This window comes from Rhizobium sp. RU36D, from assembly GCF_900176345.1.
Taxonomy (GTDB): domain Bacteria; phylum Pseudomonadota; class Alphaproteobacteria; order Rhizobiales; family Rhizobiaceae; genus Allorhizobium.
Genome location: NZ_FWXU01000013.1, coordinates 47883 through 61043, shown reverse-complemented (window position 1 = coordinate 61043; position 13161 = coordinate 47883). Strand labels below are relative to the sequence as shown.

Below are 13161 nucleotides of genomic sequence, written 5' to 3'. Positions count from 1 at the left end.
TTCTGGTGGCCGGGTGCGCTTCAAGCCCTTGAAGGCTGGATGTCGGCGAAGCGCGTCACCGGACGAAACTGTATCTGGGCATTGACCGGGATCTGCCCGGCGAGATCGAGATGATATTCGGCAACCGTGCCGATGACGGGATAACCGCCCGTCAGCGGGTGATCCGCCAGGAACAGCACCGGCTGGCCGCTATGGGGCACCTGGATGGCGCCGGTCGCGGTCCCTTCACTTGGCAGTTCGGCCTTGTCTTTGCGCTCCAGCGGCACCTCGCCTGAGATGCGGATGCCGACGCGGTTGGATTGCGGCGTCACCTGCCAGACCTGGGCCGACAGCGTCTCGATGCCTGACGCCGTGAACCAATCGCTGCGCGGCCCCATGATGACGTCGAGCACAACAGTGTCGCCCGCGGCCGGATGCTCGAAGGCAGGCGCTTCGGTCAGCGAGACGGGATTGAGCCCCGGACGCTCGCCGTGAAGGGCAAGCACAGCGCCCGAAGTCACCGGCTCAGGCCCGACCACGGCCAGCGTATCGGTGGAGGCGCTGCCGAGCACCGGCGTGACGGCAAAGCCGCCGCGGATGGCGAGATAGCTGCGGGCTCCCCGCGGCGCATGGCCGAGGGTGACGATATCGCCGGGCTCCAGCGACAGCGGCTTGTAAGTTTCGGCCACGGTTTCCCGGCCAGTCGCATCGCGGACGGTGATGGGACAGGGCGCGCCGCTCAGGGCCATCACGGCGCGACCCGACATTTCGAAGGAAAAGCCGCCCAGCGTGATTTCAAGACAGGCGCAATCCGAGGGATTGCCAACGGCGCGGTTGGCGGCCTTGAGCGCACCGATATCCAGCGCGCCCGATGAGGAAACGCCTTGGCCTGTCTGGCCGAAACGTCCCAGATCCTGAAACAGCGCCGGCATGGGCGCGGCCAGAACCTTCAGCGTCAGGGCATGGCCCGGTGCGCTCTCCGATGCGGCCGTCTTGCCGGACGAGGCCTTGATCGGGGCGGCGCGTTTTTCCAGATCGTAGAAGCGCACGCGGTAGCCGGGCTGGAACAGAGCAGGGGGATCGCGAGTGAGGTCCCACATCTTGAGCGGCGTCGTGCCGATGATCTGCCAACCGCCGGGACTGTTTTGCGGATAGACGCCGGAAAAGGCGCCGGCCAGCGCCACGGAGCCGGCCAGGATCTTCGTGCGCGGGCTCTGCCGGCGCGGCACCTGAAGCGCGGGATCGCCGCCGACGAGATAGCCGAAGCCTGGCGCGAAGCCGCAGAAGGCCACGGTGAAGGTGCTGTCCGCATGGCGGCGGATGACCTCTGCGACCGAAAGGCCGGTCAGGTCGGCTACATCCTGGAGATCCTCGCCGTCGTAACGGACCGGGATCTCGACGAGCTTGTCGGAGGGCGCGATCTTCGCCGAGAGGTCGCGGGTGGCGATCGCGCCGGCCAGTGTTTGGGCTGTTGTCCGCTCCGGGCGGAAGCGGATCATCAGCGTGCGCGCCGCTGGCACCATGTCCTCGATGCCATCGACCGGATCGGCCTCCAACGAGGCAAACAGCGCCAGCGTCTCGTCGAGATCGGCGAGTTCGACGAGCAGAACCGTCAGGCTGACTGGCAGGAAGCGCATGGATACCTCAGGCGTGATAGGCGGAATCGGGGATGTCGGTGATGAACATATGCCCCGGCGCATGGGTGATGGCAAAGGGCACGCCTGACGCCATGACGGCCGCCTGCGGGGTGACGCCGCAGGCCCAGAAGACCGGTACTTCGCCCGGCTCGATGCGCACGGCATCGCCGAATTCGGGCCGGGAGAGATCCTTTATGCCGAGCTCTTCAGGCGCGCCGACATGGACGGGCGCACCATGGACCGAGGGGAAGCGGCCGGAAATGGTCGCGGCATCGGCCACGCGCGAGGCCGGGATCGGCCGCATCGACACCACCATATTGCCATGCAGCCGGCCGGCCGGGCGGCAGGGGCGGTTGGTCAGGTACATCGGCACATTGGACTTGTCGGTGATGTGGCGGATCTCGATGCCGGCTTCCAGCATCGGCGTTTCGAAGGTGAAGCTGCAGCCGATCAGGAAGCTGACGAGATCGGGATGCTCGGCCCAGGCCGCGCTGGCATCGGCGGTTTCTTCCGCCATCTTTCCATCGCGCCAGATGCGGTAGAGCGGGATATCGCGGCGCAGATCGGCATCCGGCGCCAAAAGCGTGGTGTGCGAGCCGGGATCGGAGACATCCAGCACCGGGCAGGCCTTGGGATTGCGCTGCGCATAGAGCAGGAAGTCGAAGGCCCAATCGCGCGGCAGCACGATCATATTGGCCTGGGTGAAGCCGGGAGCGACGCCCGAAGTGGGCTCGACGAGACCCTGACGATAGCGGGCGCGCGCCGCGCGGGCGGCGGAGGCATCGACATGGGAGAGATGGTCCAAGGCAATCATGGTCGTTCCCTCAAGCCGGCAGGAAGGAGCGGACGGACAGGCCGTCCGCCTCGAAGGCACGGCGGATTTCCTGGGCGATGGCGACCGCGCCGGGGCTATCGCCATGCACGCAGATCGATTGCGCATCGATCTTGATGGTGGAGCCGTCAATGGCTTCCAGCGTGCCCTGATGGGCAAGCTGCAGCATTCGCCGGGCGATCAGCGCGGTATCGTGCAGCACAGCACCCGGCTCGCGGCGGGAGACGAGATCGCCGGTGGGCGTATAGGCGCGATCGGCAAAAGCTTCGGCCACGACATCAAGTCCCGACTTGCGCGCAAGATCGAGGATCTGGGTGCCGGCGAGGCCCATCAGGACCAGGGACGGATCGACGGCCTTGATGCCGTCGATGACCGCCTGGCCCTGCTTTGGATCGTTGGCGATGCGGTTGTATAGCGCACCATGGGGTTTCACATAGCCGACCTTGGTGCCGGCAGCGGCGGCGATGCCCTGCAGCGCGCCGATCTGGTAGAGGACATCGGCGGAAAGCTCCGCCGATGTCACATCCATGTCGCGCCGGCCGAAGCCGACGCGATCGGGATAGGAGACATGCGCGCCGATCTTCACGCCCTTTGCAGCCGCCGCCTTCACGGTTTTCAGGATGCCCAGGGGATCGCCGGCATGGAAGCCGCAGGCGACATTGGCGCTCGAGACGATGGACAGCATCGCCTCGTCATCGCCCATGGACCAGGCGCCATAGCTTTCGCCGAGATCGCTGTTCAGATCGATTGATGGCATGTCTCTTCTCCCTTGCGTGATCGTCAGGCGGCCGACAGCAGCGCGAAGATCGGACCGATCGACTTGTAGCCCATGTACCAGGTGAGCGCGCAAGTCAGCACACCCAGCACCAACAGCCAACGGGGGTAGCGATAGCCGCCCATCAGATCGGAGCGAGCCCAGGCGGCATAGATGAAGATCGACAGGCCGATGGGCAGGATCAGGCCGTTCAGGCCACCGACGAAGACCAGCATCTGCGCCGGCGGCGTGGTGATGACGACGTAGAAGAACAGCGAGACGGCGATGAAGATGACGGTCGCGATGTTGCGGCCGCGCTCGCTGATGTCCTTCTTGAACACGGTGATGAAGGAGACCGAGGTATAGGCCGCACCGATGACGGAGGTGATGGCGGCAAACCAGAGGACTGCGCCGAAGAGGCGGTAGCCGATGTCGCCGGCGGCGGCCTGGAAAGCCTGGGCGGCCGGGTTGGCGCCCTTGCCCGAGACATCGATGACGACGCCGCTCGCCACCACGCCGAGGATGGCGAGGAACAGGACGTAGCGCATGACGCCAGTGACCGCGATGCCGGTCAGCGCCGCGCGGTTGACGGCGCCGAGGTTTTCGATGCCGACGGTGCCCTTGTCCAGCAGGCGGTGCGCGCCGGAATAGGTGATGTAGCCGCCGACCGTGCCGCCGACGATTGTCGTGATGGTGGCGAAATCGATGGTGGCGGGAATGAAGGTCTGGAACAGCGCGTCACCAACAGGCGGGTTGGACACGATGGCGACGTAGAGCGTCAGGACGATCATGGCGACGCCAGCGACGACGATCAGCCGGTCGATGGCCACACCGGCCTTTTTCGACAGGAAGATGCCGATGGCGATCAGCGCGCTGATGGCACCACCCCATTTGGGATCAAGCCCGAGCATGGCGTTGAGGCCCAGGCCGGAGCCGCCGATATTGCCGATATTGAAGAACAGGCCGCCGACGATGACGAGGATGGCGAGAACATAGCCGGTGCCCGGGATCGCGGCATTGGCGATGTCGGAGGCGCGCATGCGCGTCAGCGTGACGATGCGCCAGATGTTCAGCTGAACCACGAAGTCGATCAGGATCGAGGCCAGGATGGCGAAGGCAAACGCCGCGCCGAGCTTGGTGGTGAAGGTCGCCGTCTGGGTGATGAAGCCCGGGCCGATGGCCGACGTCGCCATCAGGAAGATGGCGGCGGTGAAGGCCGCGCGGCGCGTGGCGGTCGTCATGCCCTGGGCAGGCGGGACGGTGGCGCCGACGGCCGATCCGGCGGCGGGGGATGCTGATTGCTGTTCCATGAACCCTCTCCTTATGACCGCGGATCCTGGCCGGCGGTGGCGCCTTTCGATCCACGTTAACCATTTGCGCCCCAAGCGTCATCGCGTTTCACAATTTTGTCAATATTGTTCAACGATTTTATTGTTTCGTTCTACCATATTGTTCAAATGTTGAGCGATATCTGGCAGATATGATGACAAAACGAGCGGTACGTGACCAAATTTCGGTCATGATTCCTGCCCTCGGCCCAGGACCGGCGGTACCGAGCGAGGCCATCGCCCGCGCTCAGAGTTGGCCAAAAGGAGTGGTCTCTGGAGGCTTCGCAAGCACTGGCGAAGTGCCGCGAACTGGTCTATCGATGCCGCTTGCGGCGGGGTTCCCCGCTCCATTCCCAAGGGTTATCGATGGCAGAGCAGGACACGACATCGGCGCTGGCGCCACGGCTTGCGGAACAGATCCGCGACAAGCTGATCGGCGGCGAGTTGCGGCCCGGCCAACGGCTCTCCGAGGCGGCCTTGAGTGCGGACCTCGCGGTGTCTCGCAACTCGCTGCGGGAGGCCTTTCGCCTGCTGACGAAAGAGGGACTGCTGCGCCACGAGCCCAATCGCGGCGTCTTCGTCTCGACCCCCAGCATGGCCTCGATCATCGACATCTACCGGGTGCGCCGGATGGTCGAGTGCCAGGCGCTGGCCGGCGCCTATCCCAATCACCCCGCCGTCGCTCGGATGCGGGCCGCCGTCGAGACGGCAAAGGCGGCACGGGATGTGCGCGACTGGGTGAAGGTAGGCAGCGCCAACATGGCGTTCCACGCGGCGATCGTCGATCTCGCTGACAGCCAGCGGCTGAATGCCTTCTATGCGCAGATCGCCGCGGAGTTGCGGCTTTCCTTCGGCCTGCTGCGCGACCCGGACCTGCTGCACGCGCCCTATGTCGATCTCAATGCCGCGATCCTGGAAAAGCTTGAGGCCGGCAAGCCGGACGAGGCCGCGCGATCGCTGGAAGCCTATCTCGCCCAATCGGAGCGCACTGTTCTCGCCGCCTTCTCGCGCATCGACCACGCGGGCTGAGGCCGGGTTACCTCAGGCTTAACGATGCATCAACTATTCGAGCCAAATCTCGACACAACCCATCGATTGGAAACTTCTCTCGCGTAACATGCAAAGACGGGTGCGGCTGGCGTCCGGATTGCTGCGAATTTGTTTTCATCTTGGGATTTGATGGCGCGCGCTCGATGACGGATGACATTTACCAGGTGCAAGGCCCTGCCGATATCGCTGACACCGTGGATCTTGGGAAGGATTCGCGTCACCGGTTCGGTTCGGCTCTCGCCCTTGTCTCCGCCTGGAAGCGTTCCCTACTGTTCAAGATTGTCATCGTCTTTCTCGGCGGCATTCTCATCTCCTACAGTGTCGGCGCCCTGGTGGGCTGGTCGATGTTTGTCGATGCGGCCAAGGAGCAGTGGCGAAACCAGGCCTATATCAACACGCAGATCGCCAGCTCCACCCTGCGCAACATCTATACCAATGTCGTGATCAAGACCGATGCCAGCGGCCAGGTGGAGAAGATCGTCACCGGCCAGCCGATCGGCGACGACGATTCCATTCTCTTCACCGGCTTTACGCCGACGGATGTGCTGGCACTGGTCGCGGCGCAAACGAAGAATGACACCTGGCTGTTTCACATCGATCCGACCACGGACCACTTCATCGATGTGGCGGCTTCTTCCGGTCTGTCGACCGCGGAAAGCCCGTGGATCAACAGGGACGAACCGCTGTTTGCCGACGCTGCGGTATCCGGTCGGATATCGAGTGGCTTTGCCACCATCGCGGGCAAGAAATACTATATTGGCCTGCTGCCGATCGTCAGCACTGATAATGCCTTGCTCGGCGTGGTGGCTGTGTCCATTGGCAAGGCCTCGACGCTGAACCGGGCGCAGGACGAGCTGATCCGCAACTCGCTCATCATGCTCCTGACGATCCTGATCCTGACCGGTCTCGTGGCCACGGCGCTGGCGCGGCGCCTGTTTCGGCCGGTGCCGGCGCTGGTTCAGGCCACGCTGCAGATCGCCGGCGAAGTGACCGACAAGGTGACGCCGTTCCAGGGCCGCCGCGACGAGATCGGCGACCTCGCGCGCGCCATCGAGGCCTTGCGGGAGGCCGTGGTGGAACGCGCCCGCCTGCGCGAAATCCGCGACATGGCGGTGAAGCTCGAACACATGGCGCATCACGACGCGCTGACCGGTCTCGCCAATCGCGCGCTCTTGATGAAGACGCTGGACAAGGCGCTTGAGAGCATGGACCAGGGGGGTGACTTTAACATCCTCTTGCTCGACCTCGACCGGTTCAAGGTGGTCAACGACACGTTGGGCCATGGCTGCGGCGACCAGCTGCTGATCACGACAGCCCAGCGCATCCGCGAGGTTCTGGGGGATGGCGATCTTGCGGCCCGCCTCGGCGGCGATGAATTCGCCATCATCCAGCGCGTCCGCCACGATGCCGTCAGCGAAGCCCGCGGCCTTGGCAGTCGCCTGCTGCAGACCATCTCCAAGGGGTTCATGCTTGAGGGCCATGAGGTGGTGGTGGGGACCAGCATCGGCATTTCCTGCGCGCCGACCCATGGCAACACCGCCGGGCAACTGCTGCAGAATGCCGACCTTGCGCTCTATCGGGCCAAGGCCGCCGGCCGAGGCACCCTGATCGTCTTCGAACAGGGCATGGACATGGTGGTCCAGGACCAGCACGCGCTGGAAATCGACCTCAGGCTGGCGCTACAGCGCGGCGAGTTCGAGCTGCATTACCAGCCCTTCGTCAACATCGCCACGAACAGGATCTGTGGGTTTGAGGCGCTGGTGCGCTGGCGCCACCCGCAGCAGGGCCTCGTCTCGCCCGACCGGTTCATTCCGCTGGCCGAGGAAACCGGCGTGATCGTCGCGCTCGGCGCCTGGGTGCTGGAGCGTGCCTGCGCCGATGCCGTGACCTGGCCCGACGATATTCGCCTGGCGGTGAATCTCTCTCCCGTCCAACTGCGCCACGGGGCTGTTGTCGATACGGTGACGGCGGCTCTCGCCACTTCAGGCCTTTCGCCGCAGCGTCTGGAGCTGGAGGTGACGGAAACCGTGATGCTGGCCGGCACCGACAGCCGCGATGCGCTGCAGGCGATCGGCGCCATGGGCATTTCCGTCGTGCTGGACGATTTCGGCACCGGTTATGCCTCGCTGAGCTATCTGGCCGACATGCCCTTCAGCAAGATCAAGATCGACCGGGGCTTCGTGGCCGATCTTCCCACCCACCCGACATCAAGGGCGATCGTTGCCGCCATCACCAATCTGGCGCGCGAACTGGATATGGAAATTACCGCCGAAGGGGTGGAGACGGAAGAGCAGCTCTTCATCCTGCGGGCTGCCGGCTGCACCAATGCGCAGGGCTATTACTTCGCCCGGCCGAAGCCGATCACTGACATTGAACTGGGATCGGCACCGGCTGATCCGAAGACCGCATTGAACTGACTGATGGAACAACCGCCGCGGCGAGGCCTGTCCCGCCCGTGGCCTGATGGGAGACGCGACATGCATAGACTGGCATCTGCAATGCTTGCCCTCGCCTGGCTGGCCCCGGCTGCGGCCGCCGCGGCGGAGGATCCCTCGCCCACCCTGAAGAAGATTGCCGAAACCGGCGTCATCTCGCTCGGCTATCGCGAGGCCGAACCGCCGTTTTCCTACAAGACGCCCGATGGCAAGATCACCGGCTTTTCAATGGAATTGTGCGACCGCGTCGTCGAGGCGGTGCGCAAGCATCTGAAGCTCGATACGCTGAAGGTGGACTATGTGCCTGCCACATCGGCGACGCGCTTCATCCTGGTGAAGAGCGGCAAGATCGACGTGGAATGCGCCGCCACGACCAACAATGCGGAGCGGCGCAAGATCGTCGGCTTCTCCTATCCGCATTTCGCCACCGCAACCCAGTATGTGACCCGCAAGGCCGACAACATCGCCAAGGTCGAAGATCTTGCCGGTCGATCCGTCGCCGCCGCCTCCGGTACTGTTAACATCGAGCAGTTGAACGCCCTCAATCGCGAAAAGCGGCTCAATATCGGCGTCATGCCGACAAAGGGCGGCAACGAGGCCTTCGACCTGGTGGCGGATGGCCGCGCCTCTGCCTTTGTCTGGGATGGTATCCTGCTTGCGGCGCTGATTGCGCAGGCGCCCGATCCTTCGGTGTTCACCCTCTCGACCGACACGCTGAGCCCGCCGGAGCCATATGGTCTGCTGGTGCGCCATGGAGACGAGGAGTTCCGCTCGGTCGTCAACGCCGCGCTGAAGGCGGTCTTCACCAGCCCGGAGATCGACAGTCTCTACAAGACCTGGTTCATGTCGCCGATCCCGCCCGATGGCATGAACCTGAACCTGCCGATGTCGCCGGCCCTGAAGGCGGCCTTTGCTGAACCCAAGGACTATCTGGAATAGAGAGGACAGGCCGATGAAGCTGAAAATGTCTCCACGGAAACGGCTCTCCGCCACGCTTTTGATCGCCAGCACGGTGCTTGCGGGTCTTGGCTTTGCAGCACCAATCCATGCGCAGGCACCGGAATCGACGCTGCAGAGAATTACCGAAACCGGCGTGGTTCGCATTGGCTACAGCGCCGAGGACTTCCCCTTTTCCTATCGCCAGAGCGATGGAACGGTGACGGGCTATTCGACTGAGCTCTGCCTCGACGTGGTGGAGCACATCGAAAAGACCGTGAAGCGCGACGACATCAAGGTCGAGTTCGTCGAGCGCACGCCGCGCAACCGCGTGGCCAAGCTGCGCAGTGGCGAGATCGATATCGAATGCGTCGCCAGCACAAACAATCCGGAGCGCCGCAAGAGCGTCAGTTTCTCCTATCCGCATTTCGTAACCGGCAGCCAGTATGTGTCGCTCAAGAAGAGCAACCTGACGACCCTGTCGGATCTCGCCGGCCATACCGTGACCGCCACATCGGGAACCACCAATCTGGGTCAGCTCAATACGCTCAATCGGGAACGGTCGCTGAACATCGCCGTGATGCCGGTGGAAACCCACAAGGATGCATTGCAGTTGGTGACTGAGGGTCGGGCATCCGCCTTCGTGATGGACGGGATCCTGCTGGCGGCGCTGGTCGCCAAGTCCGCAAATCCGGAAAACTACGTGCTCTCGACCGAGGCGCTGGGCTGGCCGGAACCCTATGGCCTGATGATGCGGCTGGAAGATACCGAGTTCAAGAACGCGGTGAATGCTGCCCTGGTGGACATCTATGGCAGCGGGCGGATCGAGGCGCTCTACGAAAAATGGTTCATGCAACCCATTCCGCCGAGCGGCGTCAACATGCGCCTGCCGATGTCTGCCGAACTGCGCGCAGCCTTTGCCAATCCGAGCGAACCGCAGGACTGAGGTGTTAACCGCAAGGATAACATATTAGGGCCAATTTAACCAAATGACCTAACTCGGGTTTAGTGAAGAAGCGCTAATATAAGGCAACAGTCCGGAGGGTGCCGTGCTTCTTCATCTGCAGAACATGATTCTTGAAATGATCGCGACCGGCTCCTCGCTTGCCGCAACCACGGATCGGCTGTGCCGCGAAGTGGAGCGCATGGTTCCCGACATCGTCTGTTCCGTGATCACGGTTGATAATGACGGTCGCGTCCACCCCCTGGCGGGTCCCAGCCTGCCGGACGCTTATTGCAAGGCGGTCGACGGCGTTGCAATCGGCCCCGGCGTCGGCTCTTGCGGAACAGCGGCCTTTACCAAGCAGCCGGTGGCCGTGACTGATATGGCGACCGATCCGCGCTGGATGGGATTTGCGGATATACCTCTGTCCATAGGGCTGGTGGCCTGCTGGTCCAGCCCGATCATCGGCAGCGATGGGCGCGTGGTCGGCACCTTTGCGTTCTACTACCGGGAAAAGCGCGGTCCGAGCGTACTGGAACAGAAGATCGTCGAAACCTGCCTGCATCTCTGCGTCATTGCGATGGAACTGCATCAGCGCGTCCTGGAGCATGAACGGCTCGTCTTTACCGACGTGATGACCAACCTGCCAAACCGCGCCGCCTTCAAGGCCGCGATCGCAGAAATTGACGGCGACCGGCAAGCGCAGGCGGACTGGGGGCTGGTGCTCGTCGATATCGATAATTTGAAGATCACCAACGACACCTTCGGCCACACCGCCGGCGACGACCTGATCACCACGGTGGCCTCGCGCATTGCAAAGGCGAGCATGCCGCATCCGGCCTTCCGCCTGGGCGGCGACGAGTTCGCCGTGATCACGCGCGGGCTCAAGGCGGAGGGGATGCAGCGGCTGGCCGCGGACCTCCTGAAAGCAATCAAGGTTCCCGCCCTTTGCGGCGGCTGCAACATCTTTCCCTCCGCCACCATGGGCGGCGCGCTGCCGCTGGACGGCCACGGCGAGGCCGCCACCATGCGCCAGCATGCGGATTTCGCCTTGTACCACGCCAAGGAAAACAGCCGGGGCCATTTCCAGCTTTACCATCCATCCCAGGGCACAACGCTGACGGACCGGTTCCGCGCCGTGCAGGACGTGACGCTGGCGCTGGCGGAAAATCGGATCGAGGCCTTCTACCAACCGACGGTTCGCCTCGATACCGGCGAGATCGTCGGCTTCGAGGCGCTGTGCCGGATGCGCACGTCCACGGGCGAGATCGTTCCGGCGGCCATGTTCCACGAAGCGACCAAGGATGCCCGTGTCGCCGCCGACCTGACCTTGCGGATGATGACGCGGGTGGCGGCGGATATCCGGCGCTGGCTTGATATCGGCATCCCGTTCCAGCATGTCGGGCTCAACGTATCCTCGGCCGATTTCAGAAGCGGCCGCCTCGGCGAGGTATTGCAGGCGGAATTCGGCAAGGCGGGTGTGCCGCTGAAGCATGTGGTGCTTGAAGTGACGGAATCCGTCTATCTGGGCGAGCGCGACCATGTGGTGGCCGACGAGATCCAGGCGCTGCGCTCCATGGGGTTGCTGGTGGCGCTCGATGATTTTGGTACCGGCTTTGCCTCGCTGACACATCTGCTGACGGTGCCGGTCGACATCATCAAGATCGACAAGTGCTTCGTCGATCGCCTCGCCCCTGATGATGGCGGCGCAGCCATCGTCGAGGGCTTGATTGGGATCGCGGCCAAGCTTGGCTTCCGGGTGGTGGCCGAGGGCATCGAGACCAGCGAGCAGGCGGAGCAGCTTTGCCGGCTGGGCTGCCTGCTGGGCCAGGGATATTACTACTCGCGCGCCGTGGACCGCGACGCCGCCACGAATCTGCTGCTGCAACGGGGCCAGCGGCTGCCTTATGCCGCGCAACCCCTGCCAGCCACGCCCACCATGGCCTTTCGGCGGCGTCGGGTGGGCTGATTCAGTCCAAGGACTTGCCATTTGGCAGCTAATCTCCATATGATGCCATAAGGAGAGCGCCATGATCCAGCTGATGCCCATAGACAGCCTGCCGCGTGCATTTTCGCCGGAGCCGATCACGGACGAAGAGGCAGCGGCCATGTTTCGCGCTGTCGGCAATCTGTTTCGCCACTGGTCGGTGACGGATGAGGAGGCCGGCGTGTTGCTCGATCTGCCCGTTCGCACCTACCGGCGCTGGAAAAGCGGCGAGATCGGGCGGTTCAACCGCGACCTCAAGGCCCGGCTGTCGAACCTCATGGGCATCCACAAGGCGCTGCGGCTGATCTTCAACGAACCGCAACGGGGCTATCGCTGGGTCGGCGAGCCGAACGCGGCCTTTTCCGGACGGTCGGCGCTTGAGGTGATGCTGGGCGGCGAATTGACAGACCTGATGCGGGTGCGGCGCTATCTCGATGCGGAGCGCGGCGGCTGGTGAGCGGGCAAGCCGCCCTGCCGGTGTCGCAGGTTCGCTGGGCCGGCGCCGTGCGCATCATCCGCAGCCTCTATCCGCCGATCGACTTGTTCGAGGACATCGCCGATCCCGCCGATTGGCCGCTGCTGATCGCGGCTGAGCAGAAGACCAATCCCCGGCTGATGGAGACCATCGGCAATATCGACCTGGTGCCGCCGTCGCGGCGCGTGTCCGGACCGGGCTCAAGCTATCTCATGGCATCCTTCACCCATGTCAGCCCAGACCGCGCCAGCCGCTTCAGCGACGGACGTTTTGGCGCGCTTTACGTGGCGGAGAGCTTCGAGACGGCGCTTGCGGAAACGATCCACCATCACACGAGGTTCATGGCCGCCACCGCGGAAAAGCCGGGCTGGACCTCGCAGTTTCGCGAACTCATTCTCGATGTCGATGCGCAACTGCACGACCTCCGAGGCGAAGGCGATCACGGTGCCGTTCTGGCGCCCGACGACTACAGCCAGAGCCAGCAGCTCGCCGCCAGCCTCAAAGCCGCGGGCTCGGAAGGCCTGGTCTATCCCAGCCAGAGGCGGGCGGGCGGGGAATGCGTGGCGCTGTTCTACCCCGACCTCGCCACGAGCCCGATCCAGGGGCGTCATCTCGACTACCACTGGAACGGCGTCCGGGTGGATTTTGTCCGCGAGGTGGGCTCGGGTCAGGTGTTCCGCGTGATGGGCTGACCCTGAAAGGCTCTAGGGTCAAAACTCAATCAGGATAGGTGTTCTGTTGGCGATGATGGGATTGAATGGAAGCAAACAAGCGCAAGGCAAGACCCTAAGGTCTTGTCGAGCAT

At 63.8% G+C, this 13161-nt stretch carries 11 protein-coding genes; 7 read left to right on the top strand and 4 right to left on the bottom strand.

Going from position 1 to position 13161, the window contains the following annotated elements:
- Positions 1-20: 20 nt before the first annotated feature.
- From B9A97_RS16715 to B9A97_RS16700, 4 genes are read right to left on the bottom strand one after another with little or no spacing between them, the layout of a single operon-like run.
- Complete coding sequence (locus B9A97_RS16715; RefSeq protein WP_084366498.1) at positions 21-1616, bottom strand: 5-oxoprolinase subunit B/C family protein; 1596 nt, start codon at positions 1614-1616, stop codon at positions 21-23.
- A gap of 7 nt (positions 1617-1623) precedes the next feature.
- Positions 1624-2430, bottom strand: a complete 807-nt coding sequence (locus B9A97_RS16710) for a putative hydro-lyase (protein ID WP_084366497.1) — start codon at positions 2428-2430, stop codon at positions 1624-1626.
- Positions 2431-2440: 10 nt separating this feature from the next.
- On the bottom strand, positions 2441-3205 hold the full coding sequence (locus B9A97_RS16705) for a LamB/YcsF family protein (RefSeq protein ID WP_084366496.1): 765 nt from the start codon (positions 3203-3205) through the stop codon (positions 2441-2443).
- A 23-nt stretch (positions 3206-3228) separates the two neighbouring features.
- Complete coding sequence (locus tag B9A97_RS16700) at positions 3229-4443, bottom strand: NRAMP family divalent metal transporter (RefSeq protein ID WP_143530539.1); 1215 nt, start codon at positions 4441-4443, stop codon at positions 3229-3231.
- A gap of 453 nt (positions 4444-4896) precedes the next feature.
- Here B9A97_RS16700 and B9A97_RS16695 point away from each other — a divergent pair, with 453 nt between their 5' ends.
- The 7 genes from B9A97_RS16695 to B9A97_RS16665 all read left to right on the top strand — a co-directional run bounded on the left by B9A97_RS16695 (position 4897) and on the right by B9A97_RS16665 (position 13048).
- Positions 4897-5559, top strand: coding sequence for a GntR family transcriptional regulator (locus B9A97_RS16695; RefSeq protein ID WP_084366494.1), 663 nt, complete (start codon positions 4897-4899; stop codon positions 5557-5559).
- A 164-nt stretch (positions 5560-5723) separates the two neighbouring features.
- A complete protein-coding gene (locus tag B9A97_RS16690; protein ID WP_084366493.1) occupies positions 5724-7997 on the top strand; it encodes a putative bifunctional diguanylate cyclase/phosphodiesterase in 2274 nt (757 codons plus the stop codon).
- 81 nt (positions 7998-8078) lie between these two features.
- Complete coding sequence (locus B9A97_RS16685) at positions 8079-8954, top strand: amino acid ABC transporter substrate-binding protein (RefSeq protein ID WP_244564265.1); 876 nt, start codon at positions 8079-8081, stop codon at positions 8952-8954.
- Between the two features lie 13 nt (positions 8955-8967).
- Entirely contained in the window at positions 8968-9897 is a 930-nt protein-coding gene (locus B9A97_RS16680; protein WP_084366491.1) for an amino acid ABC transporter substrate-binding protein, read from the top strand.
- A gap of 103 nt (positions 9898-10000) precedes the next feature.
- Positions 10001-11863, top strand: coding sequence for a bifunctional diguanylate cyclase/phosphodiesterase (locus B9A97_RS16675; RefSeq protein ID WP_084366490.1), 1863 nt, complete (start codon positions 10001-10003; stop codon positions 11861-11863).
- A 61-nt stretch (positions 11864-11924) separates the two neighbouring features.
- Entirely contained in the window at positions 11925-12338 is a 414-nt protein-coding gene (locus tag B9A97_RS16670; RefSeq protein WP_084366489.1) for an MbcA/ParS/Xre antitoxin family protein, read from the top strand.
- Entirely contained in the window at positions 12335-13048 is a 714-nt protein-coding gene (locus B9A97_RS16665) for an RES family NAD+ phosphorylase (protein ID WP_084366488.1), read from the top strand. Before B9A97_RS16670 ends, B9A97_RS16665 begins: the two co-directional genes overlap by 4 nt.
- Positions 13049-13161 lie beyond the last annotated feature (113 nt).